The organism is Nocardia sp. CC227C (genome assembly GCF_030767025.1).
Classification (GTDB): Bacteria; Actinomycetota; Actinomycetes; order Mycobacteriales; family Mycobacteriaceae; genus Nocardia.
Genome location: NZ_JASITE010000006.1, coordinates 63723 through 86277 on the forward strand (window position 1 = coordinate 63723; position 22555 = coordinate 86277).

The window sequence follows — 22555 nt, forward strand, 5'->3', positions numbered from 1 at the left end:
CCGCGGCGAACCGTGCCTCGGAGACAGCTGCGAGAAGGGGAGTACCGCTCACTTGTGTGCACCTCCGGTGTGCGTGGATTCGGTCGCGGCCTCGGGTCGCACCGTCGGCGCCGGATCCTGCTTACCGATGGTGGTGAGCGTGCGCGCCACCGCCGGGTCGATGGCGTCCAGCGCCGGTTTCGGGTACGCGCCCAGGAAGATCAGCGCCCCGATCAGCGGCACCACCACCGCGAGTTCGCGCGGCAGCAGGTCGTAGATCTTGTCGCTGCCCTCCTTCGCCGGGCCGGTCATCATGCGCTGGTACATCCACAGCACGTAGAGCGCCGCGAGCACCAGTGCGCTGGCGGCGAAGACGGCCGCCACCGGGTAACGGTTGAAGGTGCCGACCAGCACCAGGAATTCGCTCACGAACGGCGCCAGCCCGGGCAGGGACAGGGTGGCCAGTCCGGCGATGAGGAACGTTCCGGCCATGACCGGCGCGACCTTCTGCACCCCGCCGTAGTCGGCGATGACGCGGGTGCCGCGGCGCGACACCAGGAATCCGGCGATGAGGAACAGCGCCGCCGTCGAGATGCCGTGGTTGACCATGTACAGCGTCGCTCCGGATCCGCCCTGGCTGGTCATGGCGAAGATACCCAGGATGATGAAGCCGAAGTGCGAGATCGAGGTGTAGGCGATGAGCCGCATGACATCGGTCTGCCCGATGGCCAGCAGGGCCCCGTAGATGATGCCGATGACCGCGAGCGCGCTGATGATCGGCGCGTAATCCGATGCGGCGGTGGGGAACAGCAGCAGGCAGTAACGCAGCATGCCGAAGGTGCCGACCTTGTCCACGATGGCCATCATGAGCACCGCGCTGGCCGGGGTGGCGGCCACGGCGGCGTCCGGCAGCCAGGTGTGCAGCGGCCACAGCGGCGCCTTCACCGCGAAGGCGAACATGAAGCCGAGGAAGATGGCGTTGAGCACCGCCGGTCCGGCCCCGAGCTGACCGGAGTTGGCGGCCTCCATGACGGCCCGGAAGTCGAAGGTGCCGTTCTCGCCGCCGATGCCCTCGCGCACGGTGAGCACGTACAGCCCGATCACCGCGGCCAGCATGATCAGCCCGCCGAACAGGTTGTACAGCAGGAACTTCACCGCTGCCCGGGACCGCTGCTGCCGCAGTGCCACATCGGTGATGCGCGGCCCGAATCCGCCGATGAGGAAGTACATCGGGATGAGCATCACTTCGAACACCACGTAGAACAGCAGGATGTCCAGGGCGGTGAAGGAGACCAGCACCATGGCCTCGACCACGAGCGTGAGCGCCATGTAGTAGTGCGTCACCCGAGGCCCGCTGCCCACCGAGCGTTCGTCGTTCCACCCGGCGAGGATGAGCAGCGGCACCAGCCCGGCGGTGAGCAGCACCAGCACCAGGGCGATGCCGTCCATGCCGACGGTGTATCCGGCTCCGAAGGCCGGTATCCACTCGTGTGATTCGACGAATTGGAAGTGCTCACCTCCGGGCACGAACCGGGTGGCGAGCCAGATCCCGATGCCGAGGGTGCCCAGTGAGACGAGCAGCGCCCAGGCGCGGGCGGCGGTGCGCCAGGCTCCGGGTATCAGCAGGGTGAGCGCGGCACCGGCGAGCGGTGTCACCCACAGCGTTGTCAGCCAAGGAAACTCGCTCACAGGTACCTCACCGCCAGCAGGGCGGCGGCCACCAGGGCCGCGCCGGTGAACATGGACAGGGCGTAGGACCGCACGAATCCGGTTTGCGCGCGCCGGATTCGAGCCGACAGGCCACCGATGACTGCGGCGGTGGTGTTGACCAGGCCGTCGATCCCGCGATTGTCGACGAAGACCAGCGAGCGGGTCAGGTGCCGGCCCGGCCGCATGAACGCGGCCTCGTTGACGGCGTCGTGGTAGAGATCGCGGCGGGCGGCGACGGTGAGTGCGTTGCCCGCGGGGGCGAGCACCGGGATGCCCCGTTTGGCGTACTGGTCGTAGGCCACCCACACACCCGCCGCGACCACGGCGAGGGCGAAGAAGGTGATCATCCAGATCGGGATCACCGGTTCACCGTGATGCGATCCGACCACCGGGGCGAGCCAATTCTGCAGCGAGGAACCGAAGGCCAGCATCGCGCCCGAGGCCACCGAGCCCAGCGCGAGCAGGATCATCGGCCCGGTCATGCTCACCGGCGCTTCGTGCGGATGCGCATCCTCGTGCCAGCGTTTCTCACCGAAGAAGGTGAGCAGCATGACGCGGGTCATGTAGAAGGCGGTGACGCCCGCGCCGACCAGCGCCGCGATACCGGTCACCCAGCCGCCCCACCCGCCGTAGGCGAAGGCGGATTCGATGATGCGGTCCTTGGAGAAGAATCCCGCGAACGGCGGCACCCCGATGATCGCCAGGTACCCGAGTCCGAAGGTGATGTAGGTGATCGGCAGGAACTTGCGCAGTGCGCCGTAGCGGCGCATATCGGTTTCGTCGTTCATGGCGTGCATGACCGATCCGGCTCCGAGGAACAGTCCGGCCTTGAAGAAGCCGTGCGTCAGCAGGTGCATGATGGCCGCGGCGTAGCCGACCGGCCCCAGTCCCGCCGCCAGCACCATGTATCCGATCTGACTCATGGTGGAGGCGGCCAGGGCCTTCTTGATGTCGTCCTTGGCGCAGCCGATGATCGCGCCGTAGAGCAGCGTCACCGCGCCGACCGCCATGACCGCGGCCTGCGCGCCGGGAGCCAGGTCGAAGATGGCGTTGGAGCGGGCGATCAGATACACACCGGCGGTGACCATGGTGGCCGCGTGGATGAGCGCGGACACCGGGGTCGGGCCTTCCATGGCGTCCCCGAGCCAGGATTGCAGCGGCACCTGCGCGGATTTGCCGCACGCGCCGAGCAGCAGCAGCAATCCGATGGCGGTGAGGGTGCCCTCGCCCGCCGCCGACGCGGCCCCGAACACGGTCTGGAAGTCCACGCTGCCGAAGGTGGCGAACATGATCATGAGCGCGATGGCCAGGCCGATATCACCGACGCGGTTGACCACGAACGCCTTCTTGGCGGCCGTCGCCGCGGACGGCTTGTGGTACCAGAATCCGATCAGCAGGTAGGAGGCGAGACCGACACCCTCCCAGCCCAGATACAGCACCAGGTAGTTGTCGGCGAGCACCAGCACCAGCATGGCGGCGAGGAAGAGGTTCAGGTAGGCGAAGAATCGCCGCCGCCCCGGATCGCCTTTCATGTAGCCGACCGAGTAGATGTGGATGAGCGATCCGACTCCGGTGATGAGGAGTGCGAAGCACATCGACAGCTGGTCGAGTTGCAGGGCGAAGTCGACGCTCAGCCCGGTGACCGGCACCCAGCTGAAGAAGGCGTGGTGCACGGCGCGGTCGGCGTCGGCACGGCCGAGCATCTCCACGAACGCCCACGCGGCGACGCCGAACGAGCCCAGCGCCATGAGGGTGCCGACCCAGTGGCCCCACCTATCGCTGAATCGTCCGACCAACAGCAGGAATACGGCACCGGCCAGCGGCAGTGCGGGCAGCAGCCACAGCATCATCGTCTGCGTATCCATATCAGTACCGCAGCAGATTCGCGTCGTCGACCGAGGTCGAGCGGCGGGCACGGAAGATGGTCATGATGATGGCCAGTCCCACCACGACCTCGGCGGCGGCGACCACCATGGTGAAGAAGGCGAAGACCTGCCCGTCGAGATTGCCGTGCTGGCGGGCGAAGGTGACGAAGGCCAGATTCACCGCGTTGAGCATCAGCTCGATGCACATGAACACCACGATGGCGTTGCGCCGCACCAGCACACCGGCCGCGCCGATGGTGAACAGTAGTGCGGACAGATACAGGTAGTTGTCCGGATTCACCGCGAGCCTTCCTCGTCCGAGCTGTCGGAGTGGTTGTGGCCGTTGCCGTTCCCGTTGGTGACCGAGAGCGCGGCGGCTTCGTTGTGTGCGCGCCGTCGGCGGTGCCGCAGGATGGTGCTGACCGACTGTTCCTCGAAGGATCCGTCGGGCAGCCGGGCCGGGGTGTCGACGGCGTTGTGGCGGGCGTACACACCGGGCGTGGGCAGCGGCGTGACCCGGGTACCGTCCCGGAACCGCTGCTTGGACAGTTCGCGCTGATCGGTGCGCGGCCCGAACTTCTCGCGGTGCGCCAGCACCATCGCGCCGATGGTGGCGGTGATCAGCAGCGCGCCGGTGAGTTCGAAGGCCCACACGTACCGCACGAAGATCAGCTCGGCGAGCTGCGCGACGGCGTAGTCGCCGCCCAGCCCCGGTCCGGTGGCGGCCACGCCGGTCTCGCTCATACCGCGCGAGATGGCGGCCATGAGCAGCAGACCGAAGCCGAGGCCGACCACGATCACGGCGATCCGATGCCCGCGCAGCGTCTCCCGCAGCGACTCCGCGGAATCCACGCCGACGAGCATGAGCACGAACAGGAACAGCATCATGACCGCGCCGGTGTAGACGACGATCTGCACCACGCCCAGGAACAGCGCGTCCTGTGCGATGTAGAACACCGACAGGGTGATCATGGTGGCGGCCAGGCACAGCGCCGAATGCACGGCCTTGCGGGCGCACACCATGCCCAGCGCCCCGGCTACGGCGACCACGGCGAGAATCCAGAACATCACGGCCTCACCGGTGGTGGTGCGGGTGATGACCGGTTCCGCCTGGGCGAGAAGAGCATTCATCGCGCCTCTCCTTCCGCGCCGACCGCCGTGGGGGTGCGGGGCTCGGGTTCGGTTGTCGCGCCGGGCACTTCGCCCCGGTAGTAGGAGCCCTCGTCCGCGCCCGGGTACATGGCGTGCGGCGGGGTGAGCATGCCCTGCCGCAGCGGGGCGAGCAGATCCTCCTTCTCGAAGATGAGGTCGGCGCGATTGTCGTCGGCGAGCTCGTAGTCGTTGGTCATGGTGAGCGCCCGGGTGGGGCAGGCCTCCACGCACAGACCGCAGCCGATGCAGCGCAGATAGTTGATCTGGTACACGCGGCCGTAGCGTTCGCCGGGGGAGAAGCGCTCGTCTTCGGTGTTGTCCGCGCCCTCCACGAAGATGGCGTCGGCCGGGCAGGCCCAGGCGCACAACTCGCAGCCGATGCACTTCTCCAGGCCGTCCGGATGCCGGTTGAGCTGGTGGCGTCCGTGGTAGCGGGGTGCGGTGGGCACCTTCACTTCCGGGTACAGCTCGGTGTTCGGCTTCTTGAACATGGTGGAGAAGGTGACCCAGAAGCCGCCGAGCGGTTCCAGCAGGCCGGGTTTGGCGGCGCGGGCGCCGGTGTCGGTCGGCATGGGCGGCACCGGGAAGTCCGAGTACATGCGGGTGGCGTCGGGATCGGGTGCGGCGGCGGTGCGGTCGTCGCCCGCGTGCCCGGCCCGCAGCACCAGTCCGATGAGCACGATCGCGACCACGATGCCGCCGATCACCATGCCGGGCGTCTGCACGTTCATGCCCTCGAGCTGGAGCACCCGCAGGGTGGCCACGAACATGACCCAGGCCAGCGAGACCGGGATGAGCAGCTTCCAGCCCAGATTCATGAACTGGTCGTAGCGCAGTCGCGGCAGCGTGCCGCGCAGCCAGATGAACACGAACAGGAACGTCCACACCTTGGCGGTGAACCACAGCATGGGCCACCAGCCGGAGTTCGCGCCCTCCCACAGGCTGATCGGGAAGGGTGCGTGCCAGCCGCCGAAGAACAGCGTGGTGGCCAGTGCCGACACCGTCGCCATATTGATGTACTCGGCCATCATGAACATGGCGAACTTGAGCGAGGAGTACTCGGTGTGGAAGCCGCCCACCAGTTCGCCCTCGGCCTCGGGGAGGTCGAAGGGCGCGCGGTTGGTCTCGCCGACCATGGACACCGCGTAGATGAGGAACGACGGCAGCAGCAGGAACACGTACCAGGTGCCGTACTGGGCGTCCACGATGCCGGAGGTGGACATGGTGCCCGCGAGCAGGAACACCGCCGCGAAGCACAGCGCCATGGCGATCTCGTAGGAGATCACCTGCGCGGTGGAGCGCAGCCCGCCCAGCAGCGGATAGGTGGATCCGGACGCCCAGCCCGCCAACACGATTCCGTACACGCCGACCGAGGCCATGGCCAGCACGTAGAGCACCGCCACCGGCATATCGGTGAGCTGCAACTGGGTGGTCTCGCCGAAGATGCTGACCTCGGGCCCGAACGGGATCACGGCGAAGGCCATGACCGCCGGGATGAGCGAGATGACCGGCGCGAGCACGAAGATCGGCTTGTCCACGATGGCCGGGATGATGTCCTCCTTGAGGAGCATCTTCACGCCGTCGGCGATGGACTGGAGGGTGCCGCGCGGGCCGACCCGGTTGGGGCCGACGCGCATCTGCATGAACGCCACGATCTTTCGTTCCGCGTACACCGCCAGCATGGGGGTGAGCAGCAGGAAGACGAAGATGCCGAGGGATTTGACCAGCACCAGCCACCAGGGGTCGTGGCCGAAAATGCTCAGGGTGCTCGCGTCAGGCCCGGAGGCGGCAGCTTGCGTAACCACGGAGGGCCCCGCGAGCGCCCACATCGAACACAGCTCACTCACGGTGGTCCTCCCGTCGGATGCGCACGAGGTGGCCGGGTGCCGTGCCGAGTTGCACGAGCACATCGGACCCGGGCGAGTTCATGGGCAGCCACACCACGCGATCCGGCATATCGGTGATCACCAGGGGCAGGGTGATGTGGCCGTGGTCGGTGCCGACGGTGACCGGATCGCCGGTGGTGGCACCGATTTCGGCGGCGGTGTGCGGGGACAGGCGCACCACGGGGGTGCGGGCGGTCCCGGCCAGATTGGGTTCACCGTCCTGGAGGCGGCCCCGGTCGACGAGCATGCGCCAGCCCGCCAGAATCGCGGTGCCGGAGGAGGGCTGCGGCACCGGATGCGGCCGGTGCACGGGGTCTGCGGCGGCCGGTCCGGACCAGACGCCGAGATCGGCGAGTTCGGCGCGGGCGTGCGCGGCATCGGGTACGCCGAGGCTGATACCCAGTTCCGCGGCGATGGCGTTCAGGACGCGGTGCTCGGGCAGCGGCGCCGCCTCGCGGCGCACGGTGGCGTCGCGCAGTGCGGCCTCGAACGGCCGATGGCGACCCTCCCAGGTGAGGAAGGTGCCGGCCTTCTCCATGGCGGAGGCCACCGGGAAGACCACGTCGGCGCGGCCGGTGATATCGCTGTGCCGCAGTTCCAGGCTCACCACGAAGCGGGCGGAGTCGATGGCGGCCAGCGCGGCATGTGGATCGGGCAGGTCGCCGACCTCCACCCCGCCGACCACCAGTGCGCCGAGTGTCGGTGCGGCGGCGAGGATTCCGGCGGTGTCGCGGCCGGGGGCGGCCGGGATGTCGTCGATGTTCCAGGCGTCGCGCACCTCGTGCCGGGCCTGCGGGTCGGCGACCGGTCGGCCGCCGGGCAGCAGCACCGGCAGGGCTCCCGCCTCGATCGCGCCGCGCTCGCCCGCACGGCGGGGCACCCAGGCCAGTGCCGCCCCGGTCTCCTCGGCCAGTCGGGTGGCGGCGGAGAGTCCACCGGAGGCTCCGGCGAGCCGCTCACCCACCATGATCACCGCGCCCGGCTGTCGCAGCAGGTCCGCAATGCGCTGTGCGACAGTGGGATCGACGAGTCCGGCGGTATCGCCGCCGCGCAGCGCCTCGAGGATGTGCGGTTCGGCTCCGGGGGCCGCGGGCAGCAGTGTGCCGGACATCTTCTCCAGCCCCGGGGTCAGGAAGGGGGCGAGGCCGAAGATCGCCGTGCTGTTCTTGCGGGCCGCCTTGCGCAGCCGCAGGTACACGATCGGTGATTCCTCTTCGGGTTCGAATCCGACCAGCAGCACCGCCGGAGCCTGTTCCAGCGCACCGTAATCGACCGTGATGCCCTGCCCGGCGACGCGGGCCGCCAGGAAGTCGGCTTCCTCGGCGGAGTGGTCGCGGGAGCGGAAGTCGATGTCGTTGGTGCCCAGCACGACTCGCGCGAACTTCGAATAGGCGTAGGCGTCCTCCAGGGTGACGCGACCGCCCACCAGCACCGCCGCATTGCCGTGTGCCCCGGCCATGCCGGCGGCCGCAGCGGCGAGCGCCTCGGACCACGAGGCGGGGGCGAGCCGTCCGTCCCAGCCGCGCACCATCGGGGTGGTGAGCCGGTCCCGCTCGGTGGCGTACTGGAATGCGAAGCGGCCCTTATCGCAGTTCCATTCCTCGTTGACCTGCGGATCGTCGCCGGCCAGGCGGCGCATGACCTTGCCGCGCCGATGGTCGGTGCGCTGGGCGCAGCCGGAGGCGCAGTGCTCGCACACCGCCGGACTGGAGACCAGGTCGAAGGGCCGCGCCCGGAACCGGTAGGTGCTGCCGGTGAGCGCGCCCACCGGGCAGATCTGCACGGTGTTGCCGGAGAAGTAGGAGTCGAAACTCTCGCCCTGGGCGATGCCGACCTGCTCCAGCGCACCGCGTTCCATCAGTTCGATGAACGGATCACCGGCCACCTGCTGGGCGAAGCGGGTGCAGCGGGCGCACAGCACACACCGTTCCCGGTCCAGCAGAATGGCCGAGGACAGCGGAATCGGCTTGGGGTAGGTGCGCTTCTCGCCCTCGAACCGCGATTCCGCGCGGCCGTTGGACATGGCCTGGTTCTGCAACGGGCATTCGCCGCCCTTGTCGCAGACCGGGCAGTCCAGGGGGTGGTTGATGAGCAGTAGCTCCATGACACCCTCTTGCGCCTTGGCGGCGACCGGCGAGGAGAGCTGGGTGTGCACCACCATGCCGTCGGCGACCGCCATGGTGCAGGAGGCGACGGGCTTGCGCTGGCCTTCCACCTCGACGATGCACTGGCGGCACGCGCCCACCGGTTCGAGCAGCGGATGGTCGCAGAAGCGCGGGATCTGGATGCCGATCAGCTCGGCGGCCCGGATCACCAGGGTGCCCGCGGGCACGCTGACGGTGGTGCCGTCGATGGTGACGCTCACCAGATCGGCGGGTGCGGTGTCGCTGTCGTTGCTGCTGACTGTCGCGGTCATCGCGCTCCTTCGGCCGTATCCGCCCAGACGGTGGTCCGGGACGGGTCGAAAGGACATGCGCCGTACCGGATGTGGTCGGCGTATTCGTCGCGGAAGTACTGCAGCGAGGAGACGATGGGGCTGGCCGCGCCGTCACCGAGGGCGCAGAAGGATTTGCCGTTGATGTTGTCGGCGATATCGGCCAGCTTGTCCAGATCGGTGCTGTGCCCCTGCCCGCTTTCCAGGCGTTGCAGCAGCTGCACCAGCCAGTACGTGCCCTCGCGGCACGGTGTGCACTTTCCGCAGGATTCGTGGGCGTAGAACTCGGTCCAGCGCAGCACCGCCCGCACCACGCAGGTGGTGTCGTCGAAGATCTGCAACGCCTTGGTGCCGAGCATGGAGCCCGCGGCGGCGACACCCTCGTAATCCAGTGCCACGTCGAGGTGTTCGGCGGTGAACAGGGGAGTGGAGGATCCGCCGGGGGTCCAGAACTTGAGGGTGTGGCCCGCGCGGACACCGCCCGCGTAGGACAGCAACTCTCGCAGGGTGATTCCCAGGGGTGCTTCATACTGTCCGGGTCGCGTCACGTGACCGGAGAGCGAGTAGATGGTGGTGCCCGGCGACTTCTCGGTGCCGAAGGACCGGAACCACTCGACGCCATTGGCCAGGATGCACGGCACGGACGCAATGGACTCGACGTTGTTGACCACGGTCGGGCAGGCGTAGAGCCCGGCCACCGCGGGGAACGGGGGGCGCAGGCGCGGTTGTCCGCGCCGCCCCTCCAGGGAGTCCAGCAGCGCGGTCTCCTCACCGCAGATGTACGCGCCCGCCCCGGCGTGCACGACGATCTCCAGGTCGTAACCCGAGCCGAGGATATTGCGGCCGACATAGCCCGCCGCGTACGCCTCCGCCACGGCGGTCTGCAACCGACGCAGCACCGGTAGCACCTCACCGCGCAGATAGATGAAGGCGTGCGAGGCGCGGATGGCGTAGGCGGCGATGATGACGCCCTCGACCAGCAGGTGCGGGCTGGCCATCATGAGCGGAATGTCCTTGCAGGTGCCCGGTTCCGACTCGTCGGCGTTGACGACCAGGTAGTGCGGTTTCTCGATGCCGTCCGGGCCGGGCCCCTGCGGGATGAAACCCCATTTCATGCCGGTCGGGAAGCCCGCGCCGCCGCGGCCGCGCAGCCCCGCGTCCTTGACGGTGGCGATGACCTCGTCCGGCCGCATCTTCAGCGCCTTGGGCAGGGCGCGGTAGCCTTCCTGGCGGCGATAGGACTTCAGGGTCCACGACTCGGGCTCGGCCCAGTGCCGGGTGAGCACCGGCGTCAATGTCGTCACTGAACGCCTCCGTCGGTCGGATTCTCTTGCACCGCATGCAAACCAGCGAGGGTTGCCGTTCCGGGCGCACCGTCGTTCGCGCCGGGGCGCTGATCCGGATATCCGGCGAGGATGCGGGCGGTTTCGCGGAAGGTGCACAGCGGTGCGCCACTGCGGCTGCCGGTCACCTGCTCGCCGCGGCGCAGCGCATCCACCAGCGCCCGTGCCGATTCCGGCGTCTGGTTGTCGAAGAACTCCCAGTTCACCATCATGACGGGGGCGTAGTCGCAGGCCGCGTTGCACTCGATGTGCTCGAGCGTGACCGCGCCGTCCGCGGTGGTCTCGCCGTGCCGGACCCCGAGGTGTTCGGTCAGCGTCGCGAGGATCTCGTCACCGCCCATGACCGCGCACAGCGTGTTGGTGCACACGCCCACGTGGTAGTCGCCGGTGGGGGTGCGCCGGTACATGGAGTAGAAGGTGGCCACGGCGGTCACCTCGGCATCGGTCAAACCCAGCTGCCCGGCGCAGAATTCGATGCCGGTGCCGGAGACGTAGCCCTCCACCGATTGCACCAGGTGCAGCAGTGGCAGCAGTGCGGAGCGCGGGTGCGGGTAGCGCGCGATGATCTCGCGGGCCTCCACCTCCAGGCGGTCGTGCACCTGCTGCGGGTACGGGATCGGCCGGGTCGTCAGGTTCAGCAAGAGCCCGCCCGTCGCCCGACCACCGCTCCCCGTGGAATCACTGGGTGATGCTGTGCTCATCGATCCACCCCTCCCATCACCGGGTCGATACTCGCCACCGAGGCGATGACGTCGGCGACCATGCCGCCCTCGCACATCGCCGCCACCGCTTGCAGATTCGTGAAGGAGGGGTCGCGGTAGTGCACCCGGTACGGCCGGGTGCCGCCATCGCTGACCATGTGCACGCCGAGTTCGCCGCGCGGGGACTCCACCGCCGTGTAGACCTGCCCGGCCGGTACCCGGATACCCTCGGTCACGATCTTGAAGTGGTGGATCAGCGCCTCCATGGAGGTGCCCATGATCTTGCCGATGTGCTGCGGCGAGTTGCCGAGTCCGTCCGGGCCCAGCGCCAGATCCGCGGGCCAGGCCACCTTCTTGTCGCTGACCATCACCGGTCCGGGCCGCAGTTTGTCCAGACACTGCTCGACGATCTTGAGCGATTCCTTCATCTCGTTGACGCGAATCAGGTAGCGCCCGTAGCAATCACAGCCGGTGTCGGTCATGACGTCGAATTCGTAGTCCTCGTAGCCGCAGTACGGCTGCGATTTGCGCAGATCGTGCGGCAGGCCGGTCGAGCGCAGCACCGGACCGGTGATACCCAGCGCCATGCAGCCGGTGAGATCCAGGTATCCGACGTCGCGGGTGCGGGCCTTCCAGATCGGATTCTCGTTGAGGAGCAGTTCCAGATCCCGCAGGCGTTTCGGCATGATGGCCAGCAGTTCGCGCACCTTGGTGACGCCGTCCTCCGGCAGATCCTGCGCCAGGCCGCCGGGGCGGATGTAGGCGTGGTTCATCCGCAGTCCGGTGATCGTCTCGAAGACGTCGAGAATCAGCTCGCGCTCCCGGAAGCCGAACAGCATCGGGGTGAGCGCCCCCAATTCCATGCCGCCGGTGGCCAGCGCCACCAGATGCGAGGAGATGCGGTTGAGCTCCATCAGCATCACCCGCACCACGCTGGCGCGCTCGGGAATGTCGTCGGTGATGTCGAGCAGCTTCTCCATCGCCAGGCAGTACGCGGTCTCGTTGAAGAACGGCGACAGGTAGTCCATGCGGGTGACGAAGGTGACGCCCTGCACCCACGGCCGGTACTCGAGGTTCTTCTCGATGCCGGTGTGCAGGTAGCCGATTCCGCAGCGCGCCTCGGTGACGGTCTCGCCCTCGATCTCCAGAATGAGTCGCAGCACCCCGTGCGTGGACGGGTGCTGCGGACCCATGTTCACGACGATGCGCTCCTCGGCGACACCGTCGAGCGCGGCGGAGATCTCGTCCCAGTCGTTGCCGACCACCGTCACGGCGCGTTCCTGCTTCGGATCCTGCGGTGAGACAGGTGTTTCCGGCGCACCGGAAGCTGTGCGCCGGGTATCGATGTCGTTCATCAGGAGTAAGCCCTCCGCTCGTCGGGCGGCGGGATGCGCGCGCCCTTGTACTCGACCGGAATTCCGCCGAGCGGGTAGTCCTTGCGCTGCGGGTGTCCACGCCAGTCGTCGGGCATGGAGATGCGGGTCAGCGAGGGATGACCGTCGAACAGGATGCCGAAGAAGTCGTAGGTCTCCCGCTCGTGCCAGTCCGTGGTGGGGTACACGGGATAGAGCGAGGGAATGTGCGGGTCGGCGTCGGGAGCCGAGACCTCCACCCGCAGACGGCGATTGTGGGTGATGGAGTTGAGCTGGTAGACCGCGTGCAGCTCCCGATCCTGGTCGTCGGGGTAGTGCACGCCGCTCACGCCCAGGCACAGTTCGAACCGCAGCGCCGGATCGTCGCGCAGCGCGCGGGCGACCGCGACCAGATGCTCGCGGCGCACGTGCAGGGTGAGTTCGCCGCGGAACACCACGATCTTCTCCACGGCCTCCTCGAACTCCGCCCCGAGCGCTGCGCGCAGGGTGGCCACCAGTCCGTCGAAGTAGCCGCCGTAGGGCGGTTCGGTGCCGCCGGGCAGCGTGACCGTGCGCACCAAGCGGCCGTAGCCGGAGGTGTCGCCGGTGCCGGAGACCCCGAACATACCGCGCCGCACGCCGATGACCTCATCGGGTGCGGGGTCGGATTCCGCTGTGCCGTTGTCGTTCTCGGTCTCGTCCTGGATCGGACCGGCCATACTCGGCGGTTCGACCGGCTCGTTCGATTCGCCGTGCTTGCGTTCGTCCACGGCCGCCTCCGGGGGACTCTCGGTCCTACTGGGTGAATCGAAGGTCATCGCAGCAGACCCCTCATCTGAATGGTCGGGGTGGAGGCCAGGGCGGCGGCCTCGGCGGCCTTGATCGCTTCCTCGCGATTGACGCCGAGTGGAGCCTCCTGAATCTTCTCGTGCAGCTTCAGGATCGCGTTCAACAGCATCTCCGGCCGCGGGGGGCAGCCGGGCAGGTAGATGTCGACCGGAACCACGTGGTCGACGCCCTGCACGATGGCGTAGTTGTTGAACATGCCGCCGGACGAGGCGCACACGCCCATGGCCAGCACCCATTTCGGTTCGGTCATCTGGTCGTAGACCTGGCGCAGGACGGGTGCCATCTTCTGGCTGACCCGTCCCGCGACGATCATGAGATCGGCCTGCCGCGGCGAGGCGCGGAACGCCTCCATGCCGAAGCGGGCGATATCGAATCGCCCGCCGCCGGTGGCCATCATCTCGATCGCGCAGCACGCCAGGCCGAAGGTGGCGGGCCACAGTGAGCCCTTGCGCAGGTAGCCCGCCATATCCTCGACCGTGCTCAGCAGAAACCCGCTGGGCAGCTTCTCCTCGAGACCCATATCGGATTCTTCTCCAGACTTCTCGCGCCGGACCCGCGTGCGGGCGCACCGGCGCTGATCGGAATTCCCGGTAGCCGTCGTTCGATTCAGCCCTGTCTCACGCGAATCAGTCCCAACTGAGTCCGCCGCGCCGCCACTCGTAGGCGTAGGCCACCGAGACGTTGAAGATGAACAGCGCCATCGCCGCCAGGCCGAACAGGCCGAGCGAGTCGAAGTGCACCGCCCACGGGTACAGGAACACGATCTCGATGTCGAAGATGATGAACAGCATCGCGGTGAGGTAGTACTTCACCGGAAAGCGTTGTCCAGCGGCGTTTCCCGGGCCGCCGGCGATCGCGTGCGGCGTCGGTTCGATACCGCACTCGTAGGGTTCGAGTTTGGCCCGGTTGTAGCGCTTGGGGCCGATGAGGGCCGCGAGAGCTAGCGAGAACAGTGCGAACGCCGCGGCGATCGCACCGAGAACAAGAGTCGGCACCTCGATATTCACAACCGCACTACCCCTCCTCCTACCTGGCGGCGACCGCGGGCCCTTCGTGGTTACGCAGGCTGCCGCCTACGGGCCCGACCCGGTCGCCGCGCGCGAGCTGGACGCATTCGGACGGCATGCTGCCGAGGCGGGCTGACATCGTCGTCATGCCGGGCCAGTCTCGCCCCTCAGGCACTCGTCGGGGATGCGGGCGGCTGGGATCTGGCACGGTGGATTAATACCGAATCGGACTGATACCTCGGCTCGCACCCCTGTGAGCTACGGCACAGCCTACAACTCGGACGTCGGGATGCAGCAATTTTCGGCGTGGCGTTTGATCGAATTCGGAACGCCCATTCATGACCAATCGGACGCAATGGGCGAACGTCACGTGACGGGGTGGGTTACGCCGCCGCCCGATTGCGCAGCACCCCGACGACGGCGTCGGTCAGCCGGATCGGATCGATCGGATGTGACACCGCCGCATCCGCTCGGGACCAGTTCGCCAACCAGACATCGTCGGGGCGACCGGTGATCACGACCAGCGGTGGGCAGTCGGCGATCTCGTCCTTGAGCTGTTTCGCCAGTCCGAGTCCACCGGTGGGCTGCGCCTCGCCGTCCAGGATGGCGATATCGACCTCGGCGGCATCCAGGCGCTCGATCACCACCGGCGCGGTCGCCACCTCGAGGTAGTCGAACTGCTCCAGTTCGGGATGCGGCTTTCGACCCAGGGCCAGCATGATCTGGCTCCGAGTGTCGGCATCGTTGCTGTACACGAGCACCCGCAGTGCGGCGGGACGTTTCGCTTCGGCCACGTTCGGCATGGTACGTGCCGGGGGTGGCTGCGCGCGGCAGCTTGACGTATTCGGTCCGCGCGTCGGCGGAAAATCTTCGCAACACGGACACCTTGAGTCCCGCCCGGTTCGTTCAACATCCGCATTAACGGTCGAATCGCAATCGTTGCTGGTCACCGGCGGTGAATCGCGAGATCCTGGAGACATCGACGTCGAATTCACTGGGCGGTGGACAGTATGCGAATTTCCGAGATTCTGCGCAGGAAAGGTTCCGATGTAGTCACGATCGCACCCGATGCCACGGTGCACGCACTGCTGGAAATCCTCGCCACCAACAATGTTGGCGCGGTGGTGGTTTCGCCGGATGCGTCCTATATGGTCGGTATCGTCTCCGAGCGCGACGTGGTGCGCGCCCTGCACCGGCACGGCGCCGCCATCCTCGGGCGGTCGGTCTCGGAAATCATGACCGACGTCGTCCACACCTGCTGTCCGGAAGACCGCGTCGAAACCCTCAATGCCCGGATGACCGAGCACCGCATCCGCCACCTGCCCGTGGTCCGCGACGGCCGCATGATCGGCATCGTCAGCATCGGCGATGTGGTGAAGAGTCAGATCGCCGAACTGGAGACCGAGCGGGAACATCTGGTGCAGTACCTGCACGGTTGAGGCGGTGCGTGCCAGTGTGCACTCGATGCCATTGCGCACGCGCGATATCCGCACTGTTCCTGTGGGCACAAAGAACGCCCCCGGATTTCTCCGGGGGCGTTTTCGTATCCGATTCTGCGATTACACATCGACGTTACAGGCGATTGACCCGCATATACGACTCCTGCCCGTCATCATCGGCATTCATGGCTTCATTCCAGTTGTCGTGCGCCTGCCCATTGGGCCCAGGATCCAACACCAATTCTCGCACCGTGTCCTCCTTCTACGGACGCTCGAGTACGCATCGCCCGTCACGTGACACGAATGCCTCGATGAACGCGCCGCCCCGCGATCAGTGATGCGATAGTTCAAAGGTTCCATCGGAGCCCGCCTGCGAAACCTGCGAATCTCGAGTTGGCGATATTGCGTCATGCGGCGGTGGCCGACAGTGGCCGCCGCGCGTCCGCCCCCGCGCCACCCGACAGCGACAGGGCGCGCAGCAGGCACAGCCAACCGACGGCGGCGAGCACCATGCGCGGATAGTTCAGAGTCGTCCACAGGCTGACGAACGATTCGACGCGGGCCGGGTCCCAGTCCTCGCCGCCGTTCTGGAACACCAGCATCTGGGTGGCGAAGTAGGCATAGGTGGAGATCGACGACAGCGTCATGATCGCGGCCCCCGCCAGCCACCAGTTCCGCAGCGGGGTCACGGCACGGCGCGCGACGAACAGGCAGATCAGCGACAGCAGCGCCACCACCGGTGAGACGAACGGCCAGAAGGCGCGCCCCGCCTGATGGAATCCGGAGGTCCTCATGGTGGCGAGCACCTGTTCGGGCGACGCCTCCGCCCACAGCGGTATGACCGCGAGCTTCTCGTACAGCCCGCCGCCGAACTGGATGCTCACGAAGATCACCAGCAGCCACAGCCAGATGGTGCGTTTGAACGTCATGATCGTACTTCCCTTCACCCGGTATTCTCGTTCGCAGAGTCTCTCTGCAAGAGAGAGATTAGGAAGGAGCAGCACGTCATGGGATCCGGGAACACCCGGAGTTCGGCCCTGAACTTGCTACAGACCGAGTTCCGCGTCCAGACCGTCCGCACGATCACGTTCCACACCGCGGTCGCCGCCCGCCTCGGCATCACCCCCGCCGACCTGAGCTGCCTGAACGTCCTCAGCCTCGAAGGCCCCCACACCCCCGGCGAATTGGCCGACCGCATCGGCATCACCCGCGGCGGCGCGGTCACCGCCATGATCGACCGCCTCGAGGACGCGGGCTACGTCCACCGCCGCCGCGACACCGCCGACCGCCGGCGGGTACTGGTGGAACTGGACGCTACCCGCGCGGCCGAGCTGGTCTCGCCGCTGTTCCAGGGCATGGGCGCGGCGGTCGCGGCCCGGCTGTCGAAATACGACGACGCCGACCTGCGCCTACTGCGCGACATGCTGGCCGATGTCAACGAGGCCGCCGCGGAAGCGACCGGGGCCCTGCGCGATTCGCGGTGAGTCGTGGCGTCGGTTACGGTGAGGCGATGAATACCGGGACGGCATTTCGCCACACACGGATCGGCTACCCGGTGGCCTGCTGAGCGCCGCGCGGGCAGGTATCGGCCCGCTGCCCCACCGAGGATCCCGCGCTGTCGCACGCGGTCCGCCTTCGCCCTGGTTGAACACCGGACAACCACGACAGAAGGATTCGACTATGAACGCATTGCACAGCAGCTCGGTCGACGTGCGGACGCCCGATGGCGTCGCCGACGCGTATGTCGCATGCCCCGACGATGACGGCGCTCACGGGCAAGCCGGGAAGGGGAGGGCGGCGACGAGCCGCCGCTGGCCGTGAGTTATCGCGGTGGCTGCCAGGTTCCGTCGCGGCAGAGGAGGGTTTGGGCGTTCGGGCCCCGCGCCATGGGGGATGCCTCCGGGTTGCAGGGAGTGTCGGGGGTGGCGCGGAGCGGGAGCACCGACGGTCGCCAGACCGGGGGTGAGGTGCCGTCCGAGTGACAGACCAGCCAGAAGCCGGACATGAGTTCTCTGGGGTTGTCGACCGCCGGGTCGCACGGGGTGTTGTCGGTGCGGATCCGCGTCGATCCGTCGTCCTGCTTCTCCACGTGCACACCGGGGAAGGGGGTCCACTCGGAGGTGGACTGGGTCGGGCGGGTGCGGTTGGTGGGGCGGGACGGCTCGGAGGTGGCGGCATGGACGAGTGCGAAGACCATCAGGACCACCCCGACGGTGATCGCCAGCTTCGTGGTGAGCCAGGGATCATCGGGCGGAGTCGTCGCGAGATTCGCCGCCGACACCGGGGGCGAGGGTCGGCGAACGGCGGGCTTCGGGCGGACCGGTGGGGGTCGGAATCGATCGGCGTATCGGTCCACCGTCCGCAGCGCCGGATTGCGGAACGCGCCGGCGTCGTCGGTCAGGAAGACCGCCTTCAGTGCGTCCCGCCATTCGACCGCCGTCGGCCGTTCCGTGGTCGCGAAGGGGTCGTGGAACGCACGGTCGAACAGCGAGCGCAGCCGCGCGGGCAGGTCGTCGGGAATGCCGGAGGGGCGGGCCCAATCGCCATCGACGAGTTCGGGCGCGCCCGGATTGAGCAGCAGCGCGCGGTAGACCATGACGGCGAGGGCGAAGCGGTCGCTGTAGCGGTCGTGCGCGGGGATGCGTCCGGCCACCCACCGGGGATCCCGCCAGCCCGCCGTGCCGACGCCGCGCTCGCGGACCTCCGTCGCCGGATGCACGCTGTCGCAGTCGATGAGGTAGGCGTGCGGAGAACGCCTGTCCCACACCAGATTCTTCATCGAGATATCGCCGTGGACCAGGCCCAGGTCGTACAGGTAGGCGAGGATGTCGCAGGCGCGCAGCAGCACGCCGACCCGCACCGCCGTTCGGGGCGGCTGGGCGGCGGCCACGTACAGGAAGTCCAGGGTGAGCGGCTTGCCCTGTTCGTTCAGGAACCGCGCCGGGATGAGCGGCAGGATCACGCCGATGACGGTGTCGGATTCCTCGATGATGTCGATGGGCCAGTTCACCGAGGATTCGGCGGTGGCGGCGACGGTGTCCGCACGTTCGGCATCGGCCGTGATCCGGGCTCCGCGCGCGGCGATCTCGCCCAGCGTGTCGATTTCCGGCCGAGCGGTCATGGGCGCGCGGTACCGCTTGAACACCCTGGTGCGGTTCTCGTCGTCGCGGCAGGTGTACAGAATCGACTGTCCGCCCGAGGAATTGAGCGGTTCCGCGTCGACCCGGTACCGGCCGTACCGGCCCGCGACGGAGCTGTCCGGCTCACTCATGCCGGCAGCGGTTCCAGCCACACCACCAGGGCGGTGCGATCGTCGTGCGAACCCTGCCGCCGATACCGCAGCGAGTCCACCATCCAGGCCGGACCGCAGGGCCGGGACCAGCGGCGTGCCAGCCAATCTCGCACATCGGGGGAGTCGAAGAGGTCCCCGGCGAGCCCGTCGGTGGCCAGGATCAGCAGCCCGCCGTCGGGCGGCGGCCAGCGTGCCGGTTCGAGCAGTGGCCGCGGATCGTCGCAGGGCAGCGTGTGCCGGACGATATTGAGCGGCCCGTCGTCGGAATCCGGGTAGACGGCCTGGTAGCCGTCCGATTCGGACCACGTGAACGCCTCGCAGTCGCCCACTCGCAGCAACAGCACGTCCCGCCCGCCGCCCGGATGCAGCGGCAGCCAGCACAGCAGCATGGTGCTGCGCAGTTCCCGCGCGGTCAGGCCGAGTGCGGTGTCCCGCAACCGTTCCAGCGTGGCGACCGCGTGCACCACCGCCTCGGTCAGGGCCGCGTGGCCGCGCTCGGCCACGTCGGCGCCGGACAGTGCGGCCGCGGCCGAGACGCACAGCCGGGCCAGGAGTTCCGCGCCGATCTGCGCGGTGTCCGCCTGCTGTCCGAGCCCGTCGCACACCGCCAACACCAGGGCGCTGCCGTCCCGGACGACGGTGAAGCCGTACGAATCCTGCGCGGAACCGCCCCGGGCGGTATGTGACTGCCCGGCCAGGCTCGCCGCGGCCACCCATCGCCCCGCGAGCATTCCCGCGTCGGCCCGCACCCCCGCCAGCGCGGTCGCGGTGGCGGCGAGGCGCGGAGCGGGCAGCGGTCCGAGTTCACCGATGCGTGGTGCCTGCGAATCCAGTTCGGCGTAGCCGGGCCGGGTGCGCGCCGGGTCCACCAGCCCGTTCGCCTGCTCAGACAATGTTCTCCGGCAGCCGGGTCAGATGCGGTGACGGCGCGATGATGAGCGCTCCGCCCGACGGACTCCCGAACGAACCGGAGGTGGAGCGGATACTGCCGATCACACTGCGCAGGATCTCGCGCACCGCCGCGACCGGATCGGGATCGTCGGCGAAGTACGCGTGCCCGGTCGAGACCTGGCCGATGGTCTCCCGATCCGCCGCGCCCATCCCGAAAGCGACCACCTCCGCACCGAACTTGTCCCCGCGATCGGTGAGTTCCCGCCACTCGGGCAGCCAGTCGCGACCGTTGTGCTGACCGTCGCTGAGGAAGAACACGACCGGGCGGTAGAACCGGGTGCCTCGGCCCATCCCGCGAACGCCCTGTTCGATGGCGGTCCGCGCGGCCCGCAGCCCTTCGGCGAAGTCGGTCGAGTCCCGAGTGTCGAGCCGAGGCAGTTCGGTTTCCCAGAGATCGGCCAGCGGCAGTTCGATCCGCGCGGAGGAGGAGAAGGTCACCAGCGCGATCCGGGCGATCTCACCGGTCGCCGGATCCTCCAGGATGGCCTGCCGCAGCTCGGGCAGTGCCTGGTTGACCGCCTCGATGGGCGCACCGCGCATGGACGCGGACACGTCCACCACCAGACAGACCGGAAAGACCGGTGGACGTTCGGTATTCGAGAACCGCGACGGCTGACCCACGGCGAAACCCCCTCCTGCACAACGTGTACCGGTGAGTCTGCCACAGTCTGCGCCGGGAAACCCGGCATTTCCGACTGAAGGCGACCGCCCGGCTATCGCAGATGAAGCCCGAATCCGCTGCGCCCCGGCACTTCCCGGCCCGTGCGCAGGCGCAGCGAGGGCAGTTCGTAGTCGCCGCCGTTCTGGGGCCGGTAGGGGATCGGGGCGGTGTCGGCGAGGGTGCGCAGCCGCTGGCGATACTGCTTCGCGGCGACCGTGAAGTCCTCCTCGGTGTGGCGGTCCGCGCCGTAGACGACGAAGGGCGGGACGACCTCCATACCCGTGTAGTAGAGGATGCCGTGCTGGATGGGGAACAGCAGATCGTCGACGGGGCCGTTCACGCCGCGATCGGAGTAGTGGGCCTCGCGGCCGCCGATGGTGACCGACAGCATGGCGCGCTTGCCCGCCAGGGTGCCCTCGCCGTAGCGGTCGCCCCATTTGGTGTCGTTGTGTTCGCCGACGCCGTAGCCGAATCCATAGGTGAAGACCCGGTCCACCCAGCCCTTGAGAATGGCGGGCATGCTGTACCACCAGAGCGGGAATTGCAGGATCACCGTGTCGGCCCAGCGCAGTTTGTCCTGCTCCGCGAGAACGTCGGCGGTGAGGCCGCCCGTGTCGTAGGCCCGGCCGGAGTCGGCGACGATACGCAGCGGCTCGGAGGCGGCGGGACCGAAGTCGGCGGTGTCCACCAGCGGCTTCCAGTTCATGGCGTAGAGGTCGCTCACCCGTACGTCGTGGCCCGCGTCGGTCAGGGTGGACACCGCGACGTCGGTCAGCGCGTCGTTCAACGACCGCGGTTCCGGGTGGGCGTGGACGATGAGTGTGTTCATTTCCGCTCCTTCGTGATCGGTCGCCTTCGATCCTGGCGGCGGACCAGCCCGCTGTTCAGGGGCGCTTCTGCCCTCGGACGGGACTTCCTGGTATCGGCAGGGCCACCCTCGCCCGCGCCGGGTGTGGTGATACTGGAGCGATGGACGACCTCGCCGACTTCCTGCGCACCCGCCGCTCCCGCGTCGACCCCGCGACGGTCGGCATTGCCGTCGACGCGCGCCGCCGGGTGGCGGGGCTGCGCCGGGAGGAGGTGGCGCATCTGTCCGGGGTCAGCGTGGACTACTACGTGCGCCTGGAGCAGGGCCGCGCCCGACAGCCGTCGACGCAGGTGCTCGACGCGTTGGCGGGCGTGCTCGGCCTGGACGAGGTGGAGCGCGAACATCTACACCGGCTCGCGCGCCGCCCCCGCCGCCCGGCCCGGACCGTACCGGCGAACGCACGCCCTCGTCCGGAACTGCTGCGCATGTTGGATCTGGTCGGCGACACCCCCGCCTTCCTGCTGGACCACCGCATGGACGTGCTGGCCGGAAACCGTTTGGCCGAACTGCTTTTCGGCCGCCCGCTGCGCGAGTTCAATATCGCCCGCCACATCTTCCTGGATCCCGACGGCCTCGCCCTCTACGCGGCCTGGGAGAAGTGCACGCTCGACACGGTCGGACATCTGCGCCTGGCCGCCGGGAAGTATCCCGACGATCCCGGGCTGGCCTCCCTGATCGGGGAACTCGCCATGGGCAGCGACCGCTTCCGCCGCCTCTGGGCCCGCGCCGACGTGCGCTGCCGCACGCACGGCCACAAGCCCTACACCCACCCGCTGGTCGGCCGCCTCGACCTGCACCAGGAGAACTTCACCCTCCCCGACGACACCGGCCTGGAGTTGATCGTCCTCTCCGCGCCCCCGGGCGGCGAGGCCCACGACAAGCTGAGCATCCTGGCGAGCCTCGGCGCGCCACCGGCGGTGCCGAACCACGCGACGACGCACGACGACGATCCGCCCGCGCCGAGCGTGATCGATCGCCAGCGGCGAGGCTCGGACCAATAGATCGGACCGATAGAGCGGGATACCGGCGCGTCGCCGCGGAACCACGCGAACCGCCGCCGGGAGCG

General features: G+C 68.3%; 21 protein-coding genes. 3 read left to right on the forward strand and 18 right to left on the reverse strand.

What is annotated here, in order from left to right; translation table 11 throughout:
* Positions 1–48: 48 nt before the first annotated feature.
* From QMO76_RS13775 to QMO76_RS13840, 13 genes are all read right to left on the reverse strand, one after another.
* Positions 49–1668: an NADH-quinone oxidoreductase subunit M gene (locus tag QMO76_RS13775; protein ID WP_306361671.1), complete on the reverse strand. Its 1620-nt coding sequence runs from the start codon at positions 1666–1668 to the stop codon at positions 49–51.
* On the reverse strand, positions 1665–3536 hold the full coding sequence (gene nuoL, locus QMO76_RS13780; RefSeq protein ID WP_306361978.1) for an NADH-quinone oxidoreductase subunit L: 1872 nt from the start codon (positions 3534–3536) through the stop codon (positions 1665–1667). The genes QMO76_RS13775 and nuoL overlap by 4 nt, the downstream gene beginning before the upstream one ends.
* A 19-nt stretch (positions 3537–3555) precedes the next feature.
* On the reverse strand, positions 3556–3855 hold the full coding sequence (gene nuoK, locus QMO76_RS13785; protein ID WP_029927508.1) for an NADH-quinone oxidoreductase subunit NuoK: 300 nt from the start codon (positions 3853–3855) through the stop codon (positions 3556–3558).
* Positions 3852–4685, reverse strand: a complete 834-nt coding sequence (locus QMO76_RS13790; RefSeq protein WP_306361672.1) for an NADH-quinone oxidoreductase subunit J — start codon at positions 4683–4685, stop codon at positions 3852–3854. The genes nuoK and QMO76_RS13790 overlap by 4 nt, the downstream gene beginning before the upstream one ends.
* The gene (gene nuoH / locus QMO76_RS13800; protein ID WP_372341971.1) at positions 4682–6511 is read right to left on the reverse strand and encodes an NADH-quinone oxidoreductase subunit NuoH; all 1830 of its coding nucleotides are present in this window, start codon (positions 6509–6511) and stop codon (positions 4682–4684) included. The genes QMO76_RS13790 and nuoH overlap by 4 nt, the downstream gene beginning before the upstream one ends.
* 34 nt (positions 6512–6545) lie before the next feature.
* Positions 6546–9008, reverse strand: a complete 2463-nt coding sequence (locus QMO76_RS13805) for an NADH-quinone oxidoreductase subunit G (RefSeq protein WP_306361673.1) — start codon at positions 9006–9008, stop codon at positions 6546–6548.
* Positions 9005–10330: an NADH-quinone oxidoreductase subunit NuoF gene (nuoF, locus tag QMO76_RS13810; RefSeq protein ID WP_306361674.1), complete on the reverse strand. Its 1326-nt coding sequence runs from the start codon at positions 10328–10330 to the stop codon at positions 9005–9007. Before nuoF ends, QMO76_RS13805 begins: the two co-directional genes overlap by 4 nt.
* Positions 10327–11070, reverse strand: coding sequence for an NADH-quinone oxidoreductase subunit NuoE (gene nuoE / locus QMO76_RS13815; RefSeq protein WP_306361675.1), 744 nt, complete (start codon positions 11068–11070; stop codon positions 10327–10329). Before nuoE ends, nuoF begins: the two co-directional genes overlap by 4 nt.
* Positions 11067–12425 (reverse strand): NADH dehydrogenase (quinone) subunit D, encoded by a 1359-nt coding sequence (gene nuoD, locus QMO76_RS13820; RefSeq protein ID WP_306361676.1) that lies wholly within the window; start codon positions 12423–12425, stop codon positions 11067–11069. Before nuoD ends, nuoE begins: the two co-directional genes overlap by 4 nt.
* On the reverse strand, positions 12425–13141 hold the full coding sequence (locus QMO76_RS13825; RefSeq protein WP_372341978.1) for an NADH-quinone oxidoreductase subunit C: 717 nt from the start codon (positions 13139–13141) through the stop codon (positions 12425–12427). Before QMO76_RS13825 ends, nuoD begins: the two co-directional genes overlap by 1 nt.
* A gap of 95 nt (positions 13142–13236) precedes the next feature.
* On the reverse strand, positions 13237–13791 hold the full coding sequence (locus QMO76_RS13830) for an NADH-quinone oxidoreductase subunit B family protein (protein ID WP_029927522.1): 555 nt from the start codon (positions 13789–13791) through the stop codon (positions 13237–13239).
* A gap of 106 nt (positions 13792–13897) precedes the next feature.
* Positions 13898–14278, reverse strand: a complete 381-nt coding sequence (locus QMO76_RS13835) for an NADH-quinone oxidoreductase subunit A (protein WP_029927524.1) — start codon at positions 14276–14278, stop codon at positions 13898–13900.
* Between the two features lie 383 nt (positions 14279–14661).
* Entirely contained in the window at positions 14662–15081 is a 420-nt protein-coding gene (locus QMO76_RS13840) for a hypothetical protein (protein ID WP_306361678.1), read from the reverse strand.
* Positions 15082–15288: 207 nt separating this feature from the next.
* Here QMO76_RS13840 and QMO76_RS13845 point away from each other — a divergent pair, with 207 nt between their 5' ends.
* Positions 15289–15717, forward strand: a complete 429-nt coding sequence (locus tag QMO76_RS13845) for a CBS domain-containing protein (protein WP_306361679.1) — start codon at positions 15289–15291, stop codon at positions 15715–15717.
* A gap of 407 nt (positions 15718–16124) precedes the next feature.
* Here QMO76_RS13845 and QMO76_RS13850 read toward each other — a convergent pair whose 3' ends face one another.
* The gene (locus QMO76_RS13850) at positions 16125–16646 is read right to left on the reverse strand and encodes a DUF1772 domain-containing protein (RefSeq protein WP_306361680.1); all 522 of its coding nucleotides are present in this window, start codon (positions 16644–16646) and stop codon (positions 16125–16127) included.
* A gap of 78 nt (positions 16647–16724) precedes the next feature.
* Between QMO76_RS13850 and QMO76_RS13855 the strand changes: the two genes are divergently transcribed.
* Complete coding sequence (locus QMO76_RS13855) at positions 16725–17201, forward strand: MarR family transcriptional regulator (RefSeq protein WP_306361681.1); 477 nt, start codon at positions 16725–16727, stop codon at positions 17199–17201.
* A gap of 338 nt (positions 17202–17539) precedes the next feature.
* Here the strand turns inward: QMO76_RS13855 and QMO76_RS13860 are convergent, their stop codons facing one another.
* From QMO76_RS13860 to QMO76_RS13875, 4 genes are all read right to left on the reverse strand, one after another.
* A complete protein-coding gene (locus tag QMO76_RS13860) occupies positions 17540–18988 on the reverse strand; it encodes a hypothetical protein (RefSeq protein WP_306361682.1) in 1449 nt (482 codons plus the stop codon).
* On the reverse strand, positions 18985–19902 hold the full coding sequence (locus QMO76_RS13865; protein WP_306361683.1) for a protein phosphatase 2C domain-containing protein: 918 nt from the start codon (positions 19900–19902) through the stop codon (positions 18985–18987). Before QMO76_RS13865 ends, QMO76_RS13860 begins: the two co-directional genes overlap by 4 nt.
* A complete protein-coding gene (locus QMO76_RS13870; RefSeq protein ID WP_306361684.1) occupies positions 19895–20521 on the reverse strand; it encodes a VWA domain-containing protein in 627 nt (208 codons plus the stop codon). Before QMO76_RS13870 ends, QMO76_RS13865 begins: the two co-directional genes overlap by 8 nt.
* Positions 20522–20673: 152 nt before the next feature.
* The gene (locus tag QMO76_RS13875; RefSeq protein ID WP_306361685.1) at positions 20674–21450 is read right to left on the reverse strand and encodes an NAD(P)H-dependent oxidoreductase; all 777 of its coding nucleotides are present in this window, start codon (positions 21448–21450) and stop codon (positions 20674–20676) included.
* 140 nt (positions 21451–21590) lie between these two features.
* On the opposite strand from QMO76_RS13875, the gene QMO76_RS13880 reads away from it, so the two are divergent.
* Positions 21591–22490, forward strand: a complete 900-nt coding sequence (locus QMO76_RS13880) for a helix-turn-helix transcriptional regulator (RefSeq protein ID WP_306361686.1) — start codon at positions 21591–21593, stop codon at positions 22488–22490.
* Positions 22491–22555 lie beyond the last annotated feature (65 nt).

Bases quoted from the DNA above. Each gene is read 5' to 3' on its own strand.
- QMO76_RS13845 (WP_306361679.1), top strand. From the start codon at position 15,289: ATGCGAATTTCCGAGATTCTGCGCAGGAAAGGTTCCGATGTAGTCACG.
- QMO76_RS13805 (WP_306361673.1), bottom strand. From the start codon at position 9,008: ATGACCGCGACAGTCAGCAGCAACGACAGCGACACCGCACCCGCCGAT.
- QMO76_RS13875 (WP_306361685.1), bottom strand. From the start codon at position 21,450: ATGAACACACTCATCGTCCACGCCCACCCGGAACCGCGGTCGTTGAAC.
- nuoE (WP_306361675.1), bottom strand. From the start codon at position 11,070: ATGAGCACAGCATCACCCAGTGATTCCACGGGGAGCGGTGGTCGGGCG.
- QMO76_RS13850 (WP_306361680.1), bottom strand. From the start codon at position 16,646: ATGACGTTCAAACGCACCATCTGGCTGTGGCTGCTGGTGATCTTCGTG.
- QMO76_RS13830 (WP_029927522.1), bottom strand. From the start codon at position 13,791: ATGGGTCTCGAGGAGAAGCTGCCCAGCGGGTTTCTGCTGAGCACGGTC.
- QMO76_RS13860 (WP_306361682.1), bottom strand. From the start codon at position 18,988: ATGAGTGAGCCGGACAGCTCCGTCGCGGGCCGGTACGGCCGGTACCGG.
- QMO76_RS13840 (WP_306361678.1), bottom strand. From the start codon at position 15,081: ATGCCGAACGTGGCCGAAGCGAAACGTCCCGCCGCACTGCGGGTGCTC.
- nuoL (WP_306361978.1), bottom strand. From the start codon at position 3,536: ATGCTGTGGCTGCTGCCCGCACTGCCGCTGGCCGGTGCCGTATTCCTG.
- QMO76_RS13825 (WP_372341978.1), bottom strand. From the start codon at position 13,141: ATGGCCGGTCCGATCCAGGACGAGACCGAGAACGACAACGGCACAGCG.
- QMO76_RS13880 (WP_306361686.1), top strand. From the start codon at position 21,591: ATGGACGACCTCGCCGACTTCCTGCGCACCCGCCGCTCCCGCGTCGAC.
- QMO76_RS13855 (WP_306361681.1), top strand. From the start codon at position 16,725: ATGGGATCCGGGAACACCCGGAGTTCGGCCCTGAACTTGCTACAGACC.
- nuoD (WP_306361676.1), bottom strand. From the start codon at position 12,425: ATGAACGACATCGATACCCGGCGCACAGCTTCCGGTGCGCCGGAAACA.
- QMO76_RS13790 (WP_306361672.1), bottom strand. From the start codon at position 4,685: ATGAATGCTCTTCTCGCCCAGGCGGAACCGGTCATCACCCGCACCACC.